This is a genomic window from Bosea sp. 685 (assembly GCF_031884435.1).
Lineage (GTDB): Bacteria > Pseudomonadota > Alphaproteobacteria > Rhizobiales > Beijerinckiaceae > Allobosea.
This window is the reverse complement of the sequence record NZ_CP134779.1, coordinates 62,804-80,228: the sequence shown is the minus strand read 5'-3', so window position 1 is coordinate 80,228 and position 17,425 is coordinate 62,804. Positions and strand designations below refer to the sequence as shown.

General features: G+C 65.8%; 16 protein-coding genes and 1 pseudogene. 7 read left to right on the top strand and 10 right to left on the bottom strand.

Features of this window, described 5'->3' with window-relative positions:
- Positions 1-45: 45 nt before the first annotated feature.
- Complete coding sequence (locus RMR04_RS01410; RefSeq protein WP_311912592.1) at positions 46-1,029, bottom strand: NAD-dependent epimerase/dehydratase family protein; 984 nt, start codon at positions 1,027-1,029, stop codon at positions 46-48.
- Between the two features lie 442 nt (positions 1,030-1,471).
- Between RMR04_RS01410 and RMR04_RS01405 the strand changes: the two genes are divergently transcribed.
- Both RMR04_RS01405 and RMR04_RS01400 read left to right on the top strand, forming a co-directional pair.
- Entirely contained in the window at positions 1,472-1,729 is a 258-nt protein-coding gene (locus tag RMR04_RS01405; RefSeq protein WP_311912591.1) for a hypothetical protein, read from the top strand.
- A gap of 139 nt (positions 1,730-1,868) precedes the next feature.
- Entirely contained in the window at positions 1,869-2,171 is a 303-nt protein-coding gene (locus RMR04_RS01400) for a hypothetical protein (RefSeq protein ID WP_311912590.1), read from the top strand.
- 184 nt (positions 2,172-2,355) lie between these two features.
- Here the strand turns inward: RMR04_RS01400 and RMR04_RS01395 are convergent, their stop codons facing one another.
- Positions 2,356-2,967: a hypothetical protein gene (locus RMR04_RS01395; protein ID WP_311912589.1), complete on the bottom strand. Its 612-nt coding sequence runs from the start codon at positions 2,965-2,967 to the stop codon at positions 2,356-2,358.
- A gap of 281 nt (positions 2,968-3,248) precedes the next feature.
- Here RMR04_RS01395 and RMR04_RS01390 point away from each other — a divergent pair, with 281 nt between their 5' ends.
- From RMR04_RS01390 to ybaL, 3 genes and pseudogenes are all read left to right on the top strand, one after another.
- Entirely contained in the window at positions 3,249-3,461 is a 213-nt protein-coding gene (locus RMR04_RS01390) for a hypothetical protein (protein ID WP_311912588.1), read from the top strand.
- 189 nt (positions 3,462-3,650) lie between these two features.
- The gene (locus RMR04_RS01385) at positions 3,651-3,971 is read left to right on the top strand and encodes a polyhydroxyalkanoic acid system family protein (RefSeq protein ID WP_311912587.1); all 321 of its coding nucleotides are present in this window, start codon (positions 3,651-3,653) and stop codon (positions 3,969-3,971) included.
- Positions 3,972-4,159: 188 nt separating this feature from the next.
- Positions 4,160-5,889: pseudogene (gene ybaL, locus RMR04_RS01380) on the top strand (YbaL family putative K(+) efflux transporter).
- A 39-nt stretch (positions 5,890-5,928) separates the two neighbouring features.
- Here the strand turns inward: ybaL and RMR04_RS01375 are convergent.
- From RMR04_RS01375 to RMR04_RS01340, 8 genes are all read right to left on the bottom strand, one after another.
- Positions 5,929-7,368 (bottom strand): amidohydrolase family protein, encoded by a 1,440-nt coding sequence (locus RMR04_RS01375; protein WP_311912586.1) that lies wholly within the window; start codon positions 7,366-7,368, stop codon positions 5,929-5,931.
- Between the two features lie 192 nt (positions 7,369-7,560).
- Positions 7,561-9,156: an ABC transporter substrate-binding protein gene (locus tag RMR04_RS01370; RefSeq protein WP_311912585.1), complete on the bottom strand. Its 1,596-nt coding sequence runs from the start codon at positions 9,154-9,156 to the stop codon at positions 7,561-7,563.
- 44 nt (positions 9,157-9,200) lie between these two features.
- Positions 9,201-10,097 (bottom strand): ABC transporter permease, encoded by an 897-nt coding sequence (locus tag RMR04_RS01365; protein ID WP_311912584.1) that lies wholly within the window; start codon positions 10,095-10,097, stop codon positions 9,201-9,203.
- Positions 10,090-11,034: an ABC transporter permease gene (locus RMR04_RS01360; protein WP_311912583.1), complete on the bottom strand. Its 945-nt coding sequence runs from the start codon at positions 11,032-11,034 to the stop codon at positions 10,090-10,092. The genes RMR04_RS01365 and RMR04_RS01360 overlap by 8 nt, the downstream gene beginning before the upstream one ends.
- 226 nt (positions 11,035-11,260) lie before the next feature.
- Positions 11,261-12,886 carry an amidohydrolase gene (locus RMR04_RS01355; protein ID WP_311912582.1) on the bottom strand — a complete coding sequence of 542 codons (1,626 nt, stop codon included), beginning with the start codon at positions 12,884-12,886 and terminating at the stop codon, positions 11,261-11,263.
- Positions 12,887-13,122: 236 nt separating this feature from the next.
- Positions 13,123-13,536, bottom strand: a complete 414-nt coding sequence (locus tag RMR04_RS01350) for a DUF3830 family protein (RefSeq protein ID WP_310159407.1) — start codon at positions 13,534-13,536, stop codon at positions 13,123-13,125.
- Between the two features lie 111 nt (positions 13,537-13,647).
- Positions 13,648-14,718 (bottom strand): patatin-like phospholipase family protein, encoded by a 1,071-nt coding sequence (locus RMR04_RS01345; RefSeq protein ID WP_311912581.1) that lies wholly within the window; start codon positions 14,716-14,718, stop codon positions 13,648-13,650.
- A complete protein-coding gene (locus tag RMR04_RS01340) occupies positions 14,715-15,500 on the bottom strand; it encodes a 3-hydroxybutyrate dehydrogenase (protein ID WP_311912580.1) in 786 nt (261 codons plus the stop codon). The genes RMR04_RS01345 and RMR04_RS01340 overlap by 4 nt, the downstream gene beginning before the upstream one ends.
- Positions 15,501-15,628: 128 nt before the next feature.
- Here RMR04_RS01340 and RMR04_RS01335 point away from each other — a divergent pair, with 128 nt between their 5' ends.
- Both RMR04_RS01335 and ispG read left to right on the top strand, forming a co-directional pair.
- Positions 15,629-16,147 carry a Fur family transcriptional regulator gene (locus RMR04_RS01335; RefSeq protein ID WP_311912579.1) on the top strand — a complete coding sequence of 173 codons (519 nt, stop codon included), beginning with the start codon at positions 15,629-15,631 and terminating at the stop codon, positions 16,145-16,147.
- Complete coding sequence (gene ispG / locus RMR04_RS01330; RefSeq protein ID WP_311912578.1) at positions 16,144-17,418, top strand: flavodoxin-dependent (E)-4-hydroxy-3-methylbut-2-enyl-diphosphate synthase; 1,275 nt, start codon at positions 16,144-16,146, stop codon at positions 17,416-17,418. The genes RMR04_RS01335 and ispG overlap by 4 nt, the downstream gene beginning before the upstream one ends.
- Positions 17,419-17,425: the final 7 nt, after the last annotated feature.

Sequence of the window (17,425 nt, the reverse complement as noted above, 5' to 3'; positions counted from 1 at the left end):
CAAGCCCCTTCATCGCCCGAGTCCTTGCCATCGCCCAAGTTCTTGTCATCGCCCAAGTCCTCGGCCGTGCACCCGCCACCAGGCGGCCAGTGCATTTGCCGATTCCGCCACACCGGTTGCGGCCTCCCAGCCGAATTCCTCCCTCATGCGCGAAGTGGAAAGCGGCGCGCGGTCGCCCGGTCCGTGCAGGTCGATCGTCGCCGCCTCGCCGGGCCCGGCCAGGCGGCAGATGAAACCGGGAAAATTGGCCGCCAGCGCCCGCCCCCACTCCAGGGCCGCGAAGCGCCGCGCCGTCGAGATGTTGTAGAGCCGACGACGCAAGGCCGGCGCGCCCGCCACGATCCGCACCGCCTCGGCGAGATCGGGCGCGTAGATCCAGTCGCGCAGGCCCGGTCGGGGCAGGATCGCTGGCTCGTCCTTCCCGGCAGCAGCGAGGATCTGGGCTTGCGGGCTCAGCGTGTCGCGCACGCCCGTCGCACGCTCCCAGGGGCCAAAGACGCCGCTGAGCCGCAAGGAGACCAGATCGAGCCCCCAGAGATCGGCCAGCCGCCCGCCGACGCGCTCGCTCGCCCATTTGCTGATGGCATAGAGGCTGACCGGATCACCCGGCGTCTCCTCGCCGAGCTCCTGAGAGCGCTCTCCGGCGACCCCATAAGCGGCAGCCGAACTCAGATTGACGACGCGCCGGACACCCGCGGCCCGCGCCGCCTCCAGGATCGGCACCTGAGCGAGCAGATTGACCTGCAGGATCGTCTCCGGCTCGCGCGCATCACGCGCCGCCCCGGCGGTAATCGCAGCGCCCATGACGACGACGTCCACGCCGGGCTGCACCACCTCGGCAATCGCCACCTTGTCGGTGACGTCCCCCTGGACAGCGGTCAAGCGCCCCGGCAGCCGAGAAAGGGCCTTCCCGATGGCAGCAGGCAACGCCATGCGGTCGAACACAACAACGTCGTCACCTTTCGCCAGCATCGCCTCCGCGATGTTGAGCCCGACGAAACCGACCCCACCGAAGATCAGAACTCTCAAGAAACGTCCTTTCACGCTGCTTGGTCACGCACACGGCTTGCACGCGACGGCGGCTGACCTAGAGCCGGATCAATACGAAAAACCTGTTCCCACTTTTCCGCATCCTGCTCTTGGCGCCCAGCCATGCCGCCCACAAGCGCGACCAGCCGCGATCATGCCCGCATCTTCGGCGCGGCCGCGCAAATTTCGCCCATCCCGGCCGCGCCCTTCGCAGAACCGGGCCGGCATGTCGCATTGCATCGGCGCGAACCATGGTCTAGGCGTCGCGCGACACCTGCAGAGGCCGCGCGCCACCCGCCGCCACGCCTGGAGCAGGATGCGAAAAGTGGGAACCGGTTTTTCGCATAGATTCAGCTTCCACCTTCGGTGGGAGACGGTTTCAGACATTGGGACTTTAGCCGCCGCATTGCGCGGCCCGTCCATTTTCCGAAAGGACCCGATCATGGCCCGCAAGAAATCGAAGCCGCTCGATGCCGAATTCGTGATGTTCGACGTCGTCTATACCGATGGCTCGCGCCGCTCCAACCGGCGGGTGCCGACCGCACTGCTCGGCGGCCTCGACGGCGACGAGCCCGCGCGCGAAGCCATCATGGAGCAGGACCGCGCCATCGCCGAGAAATCCGGGATGCCGGCCCTGGAAATCGCCACCCTCGCCCGCTCGGGCAAGGTCGTCGAGAAACCGGGGCGCAAGGTCGGCTAAACAAAGGCGCCCTCAAGGCGGCGCAGTATTCCCATGACGATCGGGCCGACTTGAACCAATTCACGCGGTTGTTCTTGACCTGCAGCGGCGTGTGTATTTTAAGTCCTCGCATCCATTGGGAGGCTGAAAAGGAAAAATGATGCGTACCCTTCTCATCGTTGGCGCCCTGGCCGCCGTTGTTGCTGGCTGCCAGACGCGCCAGGAATCGCTCGCCGACGCCGAAATCACCTGCGAGGCGCAGGGCTTCCGCCCCGGCACACGCGCCTATCAGCAGTGCCGCTCGGCCAACTTCACCGAAAACCGCCGCGCCAACTCCGAAGCCAGCAGCGCTGTTGCAGCCGGCGTCGCCGCTGGCGTCATCGGCGGGGCTCTCGTTGCCGCTGACAACCGCTCCTATTACGGCCGAGGCTATTATGGCCGTCGCGGCTACGGCTGGTATTGATACCTGAACAACGACGAGCCTGTCTGATCTGACAGGCTCGTCCGTGTGAAAATCAAAACCCCGCGGCCGAAAGGCTGCGGGGTTTTTTGCGGTCACAAGAGCAATTCTCTAAACTCCAGGAATCGATCACGCTTTTCGCATTCGGACGGACCCCTCCGAATGCGACGTGATCGAGGCTGGGCCGTCAGCGCTTCGGTGCAGCTCGCTTGCGTGCGGGAGCCGACTCACTCGACGACCCCAGCAGCGATCCCAGCGCATAGACCGCCAACCCGATCCCCAGCAACGCCGCGATCGGCTCCTTCTGAGCCCGCTGCGCGATCATCCGGCCGCCATAGCCGGCATAGTCGCGCGCATCGCCGCCATAGGCGTTCAGCCATTGCTGGCCGCTCTTCAGCGCGCCCTCGCCCGACTTGGCGGCATCCTTGCCGTAATCGCCGAACAGGCCACGCAGCCTGTCGAAATCGGGCTGGTAGCGCTCCCAGCGCGATGCGGGAGGTGAGCGCAGGCTCGCCCAGGCGATCAGTCCGATGCCCAGCGCACCCAGTCCGAACGCGACGACGGGATTGCGCTCGACCGCGCGTATCACCGCCTGGCCGCCCTCGCGGGCGGTCTCGACCGGGTCGATATCCGTCAAGGCGTCCTTGGCTCGGGAGTAGCCGCCCTTGACCGTCTCCGTCGCCTTGTCGGCAACATCGGCGGCCTTGGCACGCAGGCTGCTGGTCGCGTTGTCGATCTCGTCACCGGCTTCGTCCCAGCCTTTCGGCATGTCGGGCGGAAACTTGTTCATGGTCGCCACAGCGAACCTCCTTCAAGAGACAGATCCAAGCCCAATCAACGAGGCAGCGATGTGAGAGTTCCACCCGGCGGCGAGAACAGCACGCACCGGCACCCGGTTTCCGCCCTTCGCCAGCCCCTTTTGCCAGCCCTTTCACGTCAACGCGGGCTGGCGCGCAAAGCCTTGCCGGCAAAGGCTTGTTTTGGACGGGCCTCGGTCATGACAGCGCCAAGATTGGATGGGATTCAGCATCGTCCATTCCAATCGAGCAATCATCCATCCCAATCGAGAAGGAGACGCTCATGCAAACACAGCACCTCCAGATCGCCCGCCCTGGCGTGATGTCGGACCCGGAATGGATCGCCCTCGAGAGCATCGAAGAACAGACCACCCATTTCATCTTCGACGATGACATGCTGGTCGTGCTGAAGGATCGCGGCCTCGTCGAGCCGCTCGGCGGGCGCTGGCTCGTCACCGAGCATGGCCAGAAGGCGCTGAACGAGCGCAGCCTCTAGAGCCTTGCGCGAAAAACTGGGTACCGGTTTTTCGCGTGAGCAAGGCTCTCGGCTCTGAAGCCGCCCCCTCTGGCTCACCCGGCTTTCGCAGCCTATCCTGCATCCTGACGTGATCTCGCGTGGAACCGCCGGAATTCTGGCGCCCCGGGCGTGGGCGCGTCTGCCGCCGCCCCTTCGACTGCGAGCCCCATGGCCAAGCCCGTCAGCATCACGATTTCCCATGAGCTCGGCCGCGAGGCCGCGCTCGCGCGCATCCATGGCGGTGTCGACCGCATCCGCGACAAGCTCGGCATGGTGAAGATGCAACTCGTCGAGGAGGAGTGGCGCGGCGACACGCTGGATTTCGGCGTGGCGGCGCTGGGCTATACGGTGCGGGGCAGCCTCACCGTCGAGGAGCGGCTCGTGCGCGTCGAGATGATGCTGCCCTGGATGCTGGCGACCTTCGCCGAGACGCTGAAGCTTGGCGTCGAGAAGCAGGGTCGCGTCCTGCTGGACAAGCCGAAGGCCTGAGGCCACCGGCGAGGTCGACGGCCACCTGGCGGAAACGCTACATCGCCTCGTCGAAAGCACTCTGAAAAGACCGCCTCAAGGTTGAAATTGCGCGACCCAGACGCCATGCTTCGAGTGCTCTCGCGAGCCACCATCTACCTCCCGTATTCCTGCGCCTTCCGTAATCCTGCCCGCCTTCTGGAGACCTGATGCATCCTGGCCCGCTGATCGCCATTCTCGTCGCGGGCCTGTGCCTCGCCTTTGTCTTCGGAGCGCTTGCTCAGAAGCTGCGCTTCTCCCCCTGGTCGGCTATCTCCTCGCCGGCGTCGCCGTCGGCCCCTTCACGCCCGGGTTCGTCGCTGATCAGGGCCTCGCCAACGAGCTGGCCGAGATCGGCGTCATCCTGCTGATGTTCGGCGTCGGCCTGCATTTCTCGCTGAAGGATTTGCTCTCGGTCAAAACCATCGCGGTCCCCGGCGCTCTCGTCCAGATCGCGGTGGCGACCTTGCTCGGCCTGGGCCTGGCGCTTTGGCTTGGCTGGGGTTGGGTCGCGGGTCTCGTCTTCGGGCTCGCGCTCTCGGTCGCCAGCACCGTCGTGCTGCTGCGCGCGCTCCAGGAGCGCCGGCTGGTCCAGACCGAGAAGGGCAAGATCGCGGTCGGCTGGCTGATCGTCGAGGATCTCGCCATGGTCCTGGCGCTCGTCCTGATCCCGACCATTGCCGACGCCCTGAACGGCGCCAAGCCCGGCACGCCCGTTCCGCTCTCCGGGCAGTTCGACCTCGGCCTCTGGGGCGTGCTGGGGCTGACGCTCGCCAAGGTCGTGGCCTTCGTCGCCTTCATGCTCATCGTCGGGCGGCGCGTCATCCCCTGGGTGCTGCATTGGGTCGCCCATACCGGCTCGCGCGAGCTGTTCAGGCTCGCCGTGCTGGCACTGGCGCTCGGCGTCGCCTTCATGGCGGCAAGCCTGTTCGGCGTCTCCTTCGCGCTCGGCGCCTTCTTCGCCGGCATGATCTTGAACGAATCGCCATTGAGCCAGCGCGCCGCCGAGGAATCGCTGCCGCTGCGCGACGCCTTCGCGGTGCTGTTCTTCGTCTCTGTCGGCATGCTCTTCGACCCCGGCATCCTGCTGCGCGCGCCGCTGCCCCTGCTGGGAACGCTCGCCATCATCCTGTTCGGCAAATCGCTCGCTGCCTGGCTGATCGTGCGCGCCTTTGGCCGTTCGAACGCCGTCGCCCTGACCATCTCGGCGTCGCTGGCGCAGATCGGCGAGTTCTCCTTCATCCTGGCGGGCCTGGGCGTCTCGCTGGCGATCCTGCCCGAACAGGGCCGCGACCTGATCCTGGCGGGCGCGATCCTCTCGATCCTGCTCAACCCGGTGCTGTTTGCGATCATCGAGCGCTTCGCCACGGAGACGAGCCCGGCAAAGCCCAAGCCGAGCGCTGCCAAGCCAGCGCCTGAGCCGGAACCCGAGCGCGACATCGTCCCGACCAGCTTGAGCGATCACATGGTCATCGTCGGCTATGGCCGGGTCGGCGCGCTCCTGGGAGCGGGCCTGGTGGCGCATGGCGAGACCGTGCTCGTCATCGAGGAACAGCCTGACGCCATCGCCGCAGCCAGGAGCCAGGGCGCCGCGGTGCTCGTCGGCAACGCCGCCGATCCCGGCGTGCTCGCCGCCGCCGGCCTGGCGCGGGCGCGCCGGCTCTTCGTCGCCATTCCCGAGAGCTTCGAGGCCGGCCAGGTCTGCGAGCAGGCGCGACGCGACAATCCAGCGCTGCCGATCGTCGCCCGCGCCCATTCGGACGCGGCAGTCGAGCATCTGACCAAATGCGGCGCGAGCCTGACGATCATGGGCGAGGCGGAAATCGCCCGCGCCATGCTGGCGCTATGCAGCGCGCCTCCAGCGAATGGCGAAGCCTCTGCGGACAAACAATCGGTCTAGGGCCTCACCCGAACCACGCCGTCGGGCAATCGCCTGCGTTCAGCCCCGGCCAGCCGGAAAGGTCAGCGGCGAGATCTCGAGATGGTCTCGCTTGGCCCAGTCGAGACCCTTGACGTTGGGCTCGGCCCGGCGCTGCGCCTCCTCCAGCTCGGCGGCGGCGCTGGCATAGTCCATGGTCAGCACCTTGCCGTTCTCGACCACCGTGACGCCGTCGACGATCACGGTCGTCACCGCCCGCTCGCCCGCCGCATAGATCAGGCTGCGGACGGGGTCGCGCAGCGGGCGCATCATCGGATGGGTGACGTCGACCAGCACGATGTCGGCTTTCGCGCCCTTGGCGAGCCGGCCGATATCGTCGCGGCCGAGCGCCTTGGCGCCGCCCAGCGTCGCCGCGTTGAAAGCGTCCGAGGTCCGCACGTCATAGACGTCCTCGGCCATCATGCGCGAGCCGATGCAGACCGCGCGCAATTCCTCCAGCATATGGTGGGGATAGGTGTCGGTGCCGATGCCGACATTGATGCCGGCCGCGACATATTGCCCAAAACTCTGCATCGCGATGCCGCGGCGCTGAAACACGATCGGGCAATGCGCGACATTGGTGCCGGTCTCGACCAGAGCGCCCATATCGTCGGTCGCCGGCCATTTCACCGAGGAGTGATGGTCGAGGAAGATGCCGTGGCCGATGATCGAGAACGGCCCGAGCACGTCGAGTTCCTCCAGCCACTCCACCGGCGTCATGCCATGCCGGCGCGTGATCTCATGGAATTCGACCACGCTCTGGGCGGCATGAATCTGGAAGGGGATTTTTCGCGTCTCCGCCTCCTCATAGCTCGCCTGGATCAGTTCGGGCGTGCAGGTGTCGATCTGCGAGGGCGAGACCATGCCCGAGAGCCTGCCCGTTGCGTCAGCCGCAACCTGGTCCAGCAGCTTCATGGCCTGCGCCATCGCCTTCTCGCCGGCCTTGGCGTCCCACTCATATTGCGCGAGATGGCCGTTATCGGTGTACCAGCGCGCCGAGCGGTACATCGGCGCAAAAACCGCGCGAAGGCCCGAGGCCTTGAAGGTCTCGAACCAGCCGTCCCAGGCGGCGGACATGTCGACCAGCGTGGTGACGCCCGACATCAGCAGTTCGGAATAAGTCACCTGCGCGCAAGGCTTGACGCCGGCGGCGTCGCAGCGGAACAGCGGCATGAACTCGTAGAGCGCCGTGCCATACATCTTGGCGCTGCCGAGCTCGTCGTTCCAGCCCTTGCACATCGCCTCCGAGGAGGGGTGCGAGTGGATGTTGACGAGGCCGGGCATGACCATCTTGCCGCGCCCATCGATCGTCGCATCGGCCCGGCCCTTATAGCTTCCGCCGACCTGCAGGATGCGGTCGCCCTCATAGGCGACATCGCCATCGCGCAGATAGACATGGCCCTTGGCCTTGGCGTCATAGGCGACGATCCAGCTGGCGTTCTGGATAAGGGTGATCGGCATGGGCTGGGCTCCGGCGTGAAGGCGAGGCGTTGGGTGGTGAAGCGCGGGGAACCCTCTCCTGTAAGGAGAGGGCAGGGTGAGGTGTCGGCCGTTGGACCAGCGGGGCTAAACCCGACATCCGCTGCGGTCAGGGCACAGCCACAGTGTCAAACGGCCGCCCCCTCACCCCCGCGTCCTTCTGGTTGAACAGGTTCAGCGAACGAACTTCAGATCCAGCCCCTTATACAGCCCGCAACCATAGATGTTGTGGGCCTTGAAGGGGGCGAGCCTTGCCGAGGCCGCGATCTTCATCGGCTCGTGATAGAGCGGCAGCCAGACCGCCGCCTCATGCACCTTCGTCAGGACCTCGCCATAGGCGGCCGCACGGTCGGCATCGTTCAGCGCGGTGATGCCCTTGGTCAGCAATTCGTCCGTCGCCGGGTCCTTCCAGTTCATCCGGTTGGGCGTCGGCGCATTGGCCGAGGGGAAATACAGGTTCAGCGCATCGCCGGCCGAGATATAGGGGAAGCTCATCCCGAACATGTCGAACTCCTGCGTCGCCATCTTGCCCCAGGCGATGGTGGCATCGAAGAGCTGGACCCTGAGATCGACGCCGATCTTGCGCAGATCGCCCTGGATCGCCTCCATCAGCTTCTGCCAGGTCGAACCGGTGAAGCCATAGACGACCGGCGAGAGCTTCTTGCCGTCCTTCATGCGGAAGCCGTCAGGCCCCTTCAACCAGCCGGCCGCGTCGAGGATCTTGTTGGCCTCGGCGACATCGGTCTTGATCAGCTTCGGCGTCAGCGCCTTGTTCCAGTCCAGCGCCTCGGTCGAGATATAGCTGTAGGCCGGCTCGACCTCGCCGAAATAGAGGTTTTCGGCGATCGCCTTCTGGTCGACAGCCATCACCATCGCCTTGCGCACGGCCGGATCGCTGACGCCCTCCTTGTCGATCTTGAAGCCGACGAAATAGGTCCAGAACGCCTCCTTCGACTCGACGATCCTGAGGTTCTTGTTGGCGCGCATCTGGGCCATGCCGGAATAGGGCACATATTGCGTCACCTGGGTCTGGCCGGTCATCACCGCGGCCAGACGGGTGTTGTCCTCCGGCACGATGCGCCAGACGATCTCCTCGATCTGCGCCGGCCCGGTATTCTGATAGATCGGCGGGCCCCATTTATAGGCGGCGTGGCGCTTCAGCCGGAACTCGTTGCGCGGCTTCCAGTCGCCCCAGCAATAGGGGCCGGTTCCGTTGAAGCCCTTGACCCCGAAATCGGCACCGAGCGCCTCGACATTGGCCTTGTCGATGATCACCGCGAAGCTCTGGGTGAGCTGGTAGAGCAATTCCGAGAACGGCGCCTTGAGCTTGTATTCGACCGTGTAATCGTCGGTCGCGACGATGTCCTCGATCTTGCCGGCGCGCCAAGCCACCGGCGAGCGCGTCGCGGGATCGATCCAGCGCTTGATCGAATAGACCACATCCTGCGCCGTCAGCTTCTTGCCGTCGCAAAAGGAGACGTCGTTGCGCAGCTTGAAGGTGTAGGTCTTGCCGTCGGGCGCCATCGTCCAGGCGGTAGCGAGGCCGGGCTTGATCGTCGCCATGTCGTGGTCGAGCGAGACCAGCGTGTCGGCCATCATGAAGAGGACTTCGGAGGCCGAGCGCGCCGTCGAGCGATGCGGATCATAGCGGTCGCTGTCGACCTCGCGCACAATGGTGAGGCTGGCATTGGAGCCTTGCGCGAGCGCCGGGCCGGCAAAGGCAGCGAGGCCGAGGAAGGCCCCCATGACGATGGATTTCAGCTCTCTCACGATCTTTGTCCCCTTTGTTATGAATTCAATGTCGGTGGCGCGCCTCACATATTCCTCATGCGCGGATCGAGCAGATCGCGCAGCGCATCGCCAAGCAGGTTCACGCAGAGTACGATCGCGATGATCGTGAGGCTCGGCAGCAGCGAGATATGCGGCGCGAAGAACAAGGCGTCGCGCCCGAGCGAGGCCATCATGCCAAGCTCCGCCTCGGGCGGGCGCACGCCCAGCCCCAGGAAGGACAGCGCCGCCCCGATCAGGATGATCTGGCCGAAGCGCAGCGTCATGAAGACGAAGACCGGCGAGACGCAGTTCAGCGCCAGATAGCGCCAGATCAGCGTCCTGTCCGGCAGGCCGAGCGCTCGGCCTGCCTCCATGTAATCCTGCCCCATCACCACGATCGCGGCGCTGCGGGTGATGCGCGCGACATCCGGCACCGTAGCGATCGAGAGCGCGATCACGATGGCCGTGAGTCCGGGGCCGACGACGGCAGCGAGTGCCAGCCCCAGCAAAATGGCGGGGAACGAGAGCAGAATGTCGGCTGAGCGCATCACATAAGGGTCGAGCCGCCGATAGAAGGCACCGAGCAAGCCCAGCATCGCACCGAGCCCGCCGCCGAGGATGATCGAGGCCAGCCCCATCACCAGCGTCAATCGCGTCCCGTAGAGCAGGCGCGAGAGCATGTCGCGCCCCTGCCCGTCGGTGCCGAGCCAGTATTGCGGCAGCGAGCCCTCGCTCCAGCGCGGCGGAATGAACGGGCGGCGCGTCGTCTCATAGGGGTCGAAGGGCGCAAGCCAGGGCGCAAACAGCGCCGCAAGCACGATCGCCAGGAGGATGATCGCTGCCACTAAGGCGAGCTTGTCGCCAAGGATCCGCCGCCAGATCGGCGAGAGCCAGCTCCGTTGCGCCTCCACCGGCGCGGCCTGGGTCGTCAGGTCAGCCATGGCTCTCGACCCGCGGATCGAGCACGGCATAGAGCATGTCGACGATCAGATTGATCACCAGGAAGGCCAGCGCCAGCACCAGGATCGCCCCTTGCGCCAGGGGGAAATCGCTCGCCAGGATCGCTCCGACCGCAAGCCGCCCGACACCCGGCCAGGAATAGATCGTCTCGGTGACGACCGCCCCGCCGAGCAGATAGCCGGCCTGAAGGCCGATCAGCGTCACCACCGGGATCAAGGCGTTGCGCAGCACATGCTGGAGGATGACGGTGCGCTCGGCCAATCCCTTCGCCCGGGCTGTGCGGACATGGTCGGCGTTCAGCACTTCGAGCGCGGCGGTGCGCGTCATCCGCGCGATCGGCCCGATGAAAACCAGCCCGAGCGTCAATGCCGGCAGCACGATCGAGGCGAGCCCCTCCAGGCTCCAGAGCGGCCCGCCGCGCCCGATGAAGGGCAGGAGCTCCCAGTGGTAACCGATATACTGCATCAGGATCAGCCCGATGAAGAACACCGGCGTCGAGACGCCCGCGACCGAGATCGCGATCACCAGCCGGTCGAGCAGGCGCCCGCGATAGACCGCAGCGATCGTCCCAAGCGCGATGCCCAGCGGCACCGCCCAGACCAGGCAGGCGAACATCAGCTCGGCGGTCGGGCCGATCGCCTCGGCCAGCTCCGTGGTGACGCGGGTGTTCGAGATCAGCGAGACGCCGAGATCGCCCTGCAGCACGCGCGCCATATAGATCGCGAACTGAATGACGATCGGCCGGTCGAGCCCCATATCCTGCCTGATCTGCGAGACGAGCTCAGGACTCGCCATCGGCCCGGCGATGATCGCGGCGGGGTCAGCGGGAACGAGTTGCAGCAGCAGGAAACCAAAAAGCAGCACGCCGAACAGCACCGGCACCGAAAGGGCGAGGCGCTGAGCGATGTGGTTCAGCATGGGCAGGGACCGTCAATCGCTGTGATCCCGAAACGCACCGTCATCCCGGACGGAGCCCCGGGGTTCGACCTTCGGTCGGCCCAAGGATAAACTCCGCGGGGATCCGGGATCCATCCTGGAGCGCCGAATCCCTCCGATGGATCCCGGATCGGCGCGGCTGACGCCGCTTGTCCGGGATGACGCGGAGGCTCCAGATCAATCGGGTTCATGGACGAGCCATAGCCCATCACGCCTCCGCCTCGTACACCACCTTGCCCTCGATGATCGTCAGGTCGCAGCGGGTCTCGTGCAAGAGCTGTTCCGGCGTCGCCTTGGAGAGGTCGCGCGAGAATACGGCGACGTCAGCCGCCATGCCCGGCAGCAGCCGGCCGCGATAGGTCTCAGAGCGGTTCACATAGGCGCCGAAATCGGTGTAGGCGGCGATCACCTCGTCGATCGTCAGGGCCTGGTCGCCGCCGATCACCGTCCCGCGCGAGCTCTTGCGGGTCAGCATGGTGTAGATGTTGGGCCAGATATTCGCATCGCAGACCGGCGCGTCGGAGGAGGCCGCGGGCTTCAACCCCGCCGCGATCCAGTCGCGCATCGGATAGCTCTCGCTGGCGCGCTTCTCGTCGAGCACCGAGAGATAGAGGTCGCCGAAATCATAGATGAAGACCGGCTGCGGCACCGGCTCGATGCCGAGCCGGGCCATGCGCGCGATCTGCGCGGGCGAGTTGAAGCCGCAATGCTCGATGCGATGGCGGCGATCGGGATCGGGATGGTCGTTGAGCCCCGCCTCCATCGCATTCAGCGTCTGCTCGATCGCGGCGTCGCCGATGGCATGAACCGCGAGCTGATAGCCCTTGGCGTGGTAATCGCGCGTCAGCGCGTCCATCTCGGGGTCGGTCAGGCAGAAGATGCCGCTGGTCTCGGGCTCGCCGAGATAAGGCTCGCTCATCGCCGCGGTGCGCCCCCCGGCCGAACCGTCGGTGAAGATCTTGACCGGGCCGACGCTGAGCCAGTCGTCGCCCGCGCCCGTTACCAGCCCGTCGGCGTAAGCTTGCTCGACGATGCCGTTATGCCCGCCGAGCAGGCACATATTGGTGCGCACCGGCAGGCGGCCTGTGCGCTGCGCCGTACGATAGGCCGCGACCTCGCGGTAATAGGAGCGGATGCCGACGGCCGCATCCATCACGCTGGTGATGCCGAAGGAGTTGCAATAGCGCCCGGCGCGCTCGATTGCCTCGACCAGCTCCTCATCGGTCGGGTCCGGGATCACGGCCTTGATCGGGTCGCGGCCGTTCTCGGCCATCAGGCCGGTGAGCGAGCCATTGACCTGCTCGATCGCGCCGCCCGGCGGCACCGGCGTCGCCTCGGTGATGCCGGCGATCTTCAGCGCCATCGAATTGGCGACCGAGAGATGGCCGCAGGCGCGCACGATATAGACGGGGTTGTTCGGCGCGGCCTTGTCGAGTTCGGTGCGATGCGGATGGCGCTTAACGTCGAGCTCGAACTGGTCATAGCCGCGCGCCAGGATCCATTCGCCCGGTTTCACCTCGGCGGCGCGCTTCGCGATCATCTCCAGCAAGTCGTCGAGCGTGCGCACGAAGCGCGGCCGGATGTCGAGCTCCAACATGGTCAGCCCGAGCGGCAGCAAATGCAGATGCGCCTCATAGAGGCCCGGCGTCGCCGTCCGGCCGGCAAGCTCGATCACCTTGGTGCCGGGGCCGATCAATGGCGCGATCTCGGCGGGTGTGCCGGTCGCGAGCACCTTGCCGGCCCAGAGCGCCACCGCCGTAGCATATCCTTCTCTCAAACCGAGAAAGACAGGCCCATTCTGCAGGACCATGTCGGCTTTTGGAAACGCGACCATCGATTTCGTTCCTCCCGGTACGAAATCATGGCCGCTTCACGACAGCCCCGCAATCCGCGCGGCGCGCGAATTTTCAGCGCGCCTGCGCAAGATTCTGCCGCCTGCCGACACACCGCTACGAAACAGCAGGCGGGAATTCGCTGGGGCGAGTCGGTTGGCGTGGCCCGTCGAGAACCGGAGCGGAGCGGACATATGTCCGTGAACACCGGAAGCGCAGACGACCACCCCAGTAGAATTCACGCCAGTTCGAACTTGATCTCCTGCGCGCCTTCCCACAGCGTCTTGCGGCCGAGCGTGTAGAGGTTTTCCAGCCCCGAGGTCAGTGTGATGAAGTGGTTGCCGGCGAGCTGGCCCATCTTGCTGGCGAAATGCACGCCGCCATAGGCAAGCAGGATCTCGGTCTCGCTGATGCCGCCGGGATAGAGGATGATCTGGCCGGGCGCCGGGTAGCTGGTGTGGTTCTCATAGCCGACGCCGAAGTCGAGTTCGCCGAGCGGCATCCAGACGCCCTCGCCGCTCCAGCGCACATGCACGATCTTGCTCTCGAACGGCATGTGCCTGAGGAAGGCGGCGCAGGTCTTGGGTGCGGCTTCGAGTTCGAGCTTGCCCTCGAAGGTAAAGGGGCCGGCGGTGACGATCAGCTTGGTCATGTGAACTTCCCGATTGGTGTCGGCTCTGCAATGGCATCGGGATCGATATTGGGCAACTCGCCGCGGGCGCATTTTCGACCCCGCTCGCTCCGGCATTGCAAGCGGAGGCTGCTAAGAGATCGCCTCCTTGAGGTCGAGCGTGCCGGCCTTGCCGATCGCCTCGTAATTGCGCTTGAGCCAGCGCTTCGCCGCCGCCCGGCCCATGTCGCGCAGGCGCAGCAGGAAATCCCAGTCCGCATTCATCCGCGAGGACGAGGTCAGCTGCGCCAAGGGCAGCCCGCCATCGATCCGGTGCATCAGCACGCGCTTGTACTCTTCGGTCGGCAGCTTGCCGCTGTCGACGAGCTTGTTGACAAACTCGATCGCGCGCAATTCGCGCAGGAGCGAGGCGTTGAAGGTGATCTCGTTCAGCCGGTCCTGGATCGCGCGGGCATTGGTGGGCAGTTCCTTGCGCTGCAGCGGGTTGATCTGCACCAGCATGATGTCGTCGCAATGGGCCTCGTAGAATAGCGGGAACAGCGCCGGATTGCCCATATAGCCGCCATCCCAATAGGCCTCGCCCGCGATCTCGACAGCCTGGAACAGCATCGGCAGGCAGGCCGAGGCCATCAGATGATCGGGACTCAATTCGTCGCCGGTGAAGACCTTGATCTTGCCGGTGCGGACATTGGTCGCGGCGATGAAGAGCTTGACGTCCGCGCTCGCGCGCACCTTCTCGAAATCGATCAGGTCGGCGATGACGCCGCGCAGCGGGTTGATGTTGAGCGGGTTGACGTCATAGGGGCTCGCCACCTTCGAGAACATCTCGAACCAGATCAGGCCCGGCGGCGTGCCGCTGTTGCCCCAGGCACCGAGCATGGTGTCGATCAGCGAGCGCTCCGAGCCGCCATATTTGCCGTCGACGCTGATCGCCCGCCAGAAGCTTTCGAGCTTGGTGCGCGCGCCGTCCGGGCCGCCTTCGAGCCAGCCCTCGCTCAGCACGACGGCATTCATCGCGCCTGCGCTGGTGCCCGACAGCGCTTCGATCGCCAGCCGCCCATCCTCCAGGATCGCGTCGAGCACACCCCAGGTGAAGGCGCCATGCGCGCCTCCGCCCTGGAGCGCCAGCGAGACGGTCTTCTCGGCCTTGGGGCCGGCAAGCCCTTTGACCCGCGCCGAGCTGCGCTTGCGTCGACCGGTCACGCCGCGGTCCAGCCGCCATCTATCGGCAAAATTGCGCCAGTGATCGACTTTGCCGCATCCGTGCACAGGAAGACTGCGAGCGCCGCGACCTGCTCGACCGTGACGAACTCCTTGGTCGGCTGCGCCGTCAGCAGCACGTCGTTGATGACCTGTTCCTTGGTCATGTTGCGCGCCTTCATCGTGTCGGGGATCTGCTTCTCGACCAGCGGCGTCCAGACATAGCCGGGCGCGATCGCGTTCACGGTGATGCCGTTGGTCGCGACTTCCAGCGCCACCGTCTTGGTCAGGCCGGCGATGCCGTGCTTGGCCGAGACATAGGCGGATTTGAAGGGCGAGGCGACGAAGGCATGCGCCGAGGCCGTGTTGATGATCCGGCCCCAACCCTTCGCCTTCATCTTCGGCAGCGCCGCGCGCGTGGTGTGGAAGGCCGAGGTCAGGTTGATCGCGATGATCATGTCCCAGGTCGCGATCGGAAATTCCTCGATCGGGGCGACATGCTGGATGCCGGCATTGTTGACGAGGATGTCGACCGCCCCGAAGGCGGCCTCGGCCTGGGCGATCATTCCGGCGATCTGGTCAGGCTTGGTCATGTCGGCGGGCGAGAACAGCGCCTTGACGCCGAACTCGCTTTCGAGCCCGGAACGGAGCTTTTCGGCGTCGTCAGCGGGCAAGATGCCGTTGATGACGAGATTGGCGCCTTCCTTGGCGAGCGCATGGGCATAGGCGAGGCCGATGCCGGAGGTCGAGCCGGTAATCACGGCGCAGCGGTCTTTGAGGAACATGAACGTCAAAGCTCCTGACATTGAGGATAGAAATGCTTAGGTTCGGTGCCGAGCAGGCGATATGTCGGTGACCGGAAAAAGGTCGCGGCGCGGCGCCTGATGACCTATTGCAACGCAACATGACCAAAATGCAGCCACACGCACACGATCATGACGGCGCTGACGATGCAATCTGCCGGCATGCGCATGACCATCGCAATCATGCGGCCGAGGCTCTGGCCCGGGCCGAGCAGCTTTGCCGCGAGCGCGGTCTCAGGCTGACGCCGATCCGCCGCAAGGCGCTGGAGGCGCTGCATGCCGACCATCGCCCCGTCGGGGCCTATGATCTGGCCGACCGCATCTCGCCGGCCGGCGGGCGCCGTCTCGCGCCGATCTCGATCTATCGCGCGCTCGATTTTCTGGTCGAGCAGGGCTTCGTCCACCGGCTCTCCTCGCGCAACGCCTATATCGCCTGCCTGCACGGCCATGGCGCCGACGAGGTCGTCGCCTTCCTGATCTGCGAGGCCTGCGGCGGCGTCGACGAGGATTCCTCGCCCGCCATGAAGAAGGCCGTGGCGGCGATCGCGCAGACGCGACAGTTTTCCCCCTCGCATCAGGTGGTCGAGATCGTCGGCCGCTGCGAGCATTGCCGGAGCGTTCAAGGATGAACGAGCGCGTGTCGCCTCCCTGCCTTCCCGATCAGGCCGGACCGCAGCCGCGCCGGCTGACCGTGCCGGTCCTGGTCGGCTCCGTCACCGTCGGCGGCGGGGCGCCGATCGTCGTGCAATCGATGACCAACACCGACACCGCCGATATCGCGGGCACGATCGCGCAGGTCGCGGCGCTTGCCCGGCAGGGTTCGGAACTCGTCCGCATCACGGTCGACCGCGATGAGGCCGCCGCCGCGGTTCCCCATATTCGCGAGCGGCTCGACCGCATCGGTATCGACGTGCCGCTCGTCGGCGATTTCCACTATATCGGCCACAAGCTGCTGACCGACCATCCCGCCTGCGCCGAGGCGCTGGCGAAATACCGCATCAACCCCGGCAATGTCGGCTTCAAGGACAAGAAGGACCGGCAGTTCGGCCAGATCGTCGAACTCGCGATCAAGCATGGCAAGGCCGTGCGCATCGGCGCGAACTGGGGCTCGCTCGACCAGGAATTGCTGACCGTCCTGATGGACGAGAACGCCGTCTCTGCCACCCCGCTCGACGCCCGCGCCGTGATGCGCGAAGCGATGGTGCAATCGGCTCTCCTCTCTGCGCAACGCGCCGAGGAGATCGGATTGGGCCGGGACCGCATCATCCTTTCGGCCAAGGTCTCGGGCGTGCAGGACCTGATCGCGGTCTACCGCATGCTGGCGAACCGGGCCGACTACGCCATCCATCTCGGCCTCACTGAAGCCGGCATGGGCTCGAAGGGCCTCGTCGCCTCCTCGGCTGCGCTCGGCATCCTGCTGCAGGAGGGCATCGGCGACACGATCCGCTTCTCGCTGACGCCTGAGCCCGGCGGCGACCGCACGCTCGAGGTCAAGGCCGCACAGGAACTGCTCCAGACCATGGGCTTCCGCGCCTTCGTGCCGCTGGTCGCGGCCTGCCCCGGCTGCGGCCGCACCACCTCGACAGTGTTCCAGGAGCTGGCGCGGGACATCCAGAACTGGATCTCAAGCTCCATGCCGGAATGGAAGACGCGCTATCCCGGCGTCGAGACGCTGAACGTCGCGGTGATGGGCTGCATCGTCAACGGCCCCGGCGAGTCCAAGCATGCCGATATCGGCATCTCGCTGCCGGGCACCGGCGAGGCGCCGGTTGCCCCTGTTTTCGTCGATGGCCGCAAGGTCACGACCCTGCGCGGCCCCGCCATCGCCGCCGAATTCAAGACGATGGTCGATGGCTATATCGCGCGGCGCTATGGCGGGCTGAGCGATGCGACCCCGTGAGATCGAA

Excerpts from the sequence above, each read along its gene's own strand:
- RMR04_RS01360 (WP_311912583.1), bottom strand. The coding sequence starts at position 11,034 with ATGCTGAACCACATCGCTCAGCGCCTCGCCCTTTCGGTGCCGGTGCTG.
- RMR04_RS01355 (WP_311912582.1), bottom strand. The coding sequence starts at position 12,886 with ATGGTCGCGTTTCCAAAAGCCGACATGGTCCTGCAGAATGGGCCTGTC.
- ispG (WP_311912578.1), top strand. The coding sequence starts at position 16,144 with ATGAACGAGCGCGTGTCGCCTCCCTGCCTTCCCGATCAGGCCGGACCG.
- RMR04_RS01340 (WP_311912580.1), bottom strand. The coding sequence starts at position 15,500 with ATGTTCCTCAAAGACCGCTGCGCCGTGATTACCGGCTCGACCTCCGGC.
- RMR04_RS01390 (WP_311912588.1), top strand. The coding sequence starts at position 3,249 with ATGCAAACACAGCACCTCCAGATCGCCCGCCCTGGCGTGATGTCGGAC.
- RMR04_RS01385 (WP_311912587.1), top strand. The coding sequence starts at position 3,651 with ATGGCCAAGCCCGTCAGCATCACGATTTCCCATGAGCTCGGCCGCGAG.
- RMR04_RS01375 (WP_311912586.1), bottom strand. The coding sequence starts at position 7,368 with ATGCCGATCACCCTTATCCAGAACGCCAGCTGGATCGTCGCCTATGAC.
- RMR04_RS01350 (WP_310159407.1), bottom strand. The coding sequence starts at position 13,536 with ATGACCAAGCTGATCGTCACCGCCGGCCCCTTTACCTTCGAGGGCAAG.
- RMR04_RS01365 (WP_311912584.1), bottom strand. The coding sequence starts at position 10,097 with ATGGCTGACCTGACGACCCAGGCCGCGCCGGTGGAGGCGCAACGGAGC.
- RMR04_RS01335 (WP_311912579.1), top strand. The coding sequence starts at position 15,629 with ATGCAGCCACACGCACACGATCATGACGGCGCTGACGATGCAATCTGC.
- RMR04_RS01405 (WP_311912591.1), top strand. The coding sequence starts at position 1,472 with ATGGCCCGCAAGAAATCGAAGCCGCTCGATGCCGAATTCGTGATGTTC.
- RMR04_RS01400 (WP_311912590.1), top strand. The coding sequence starts at position 1,869 with ATGCGTACCCTTCTCATCGTTGGCGCCCTGGCCGCCGTTGTTGCTGGC.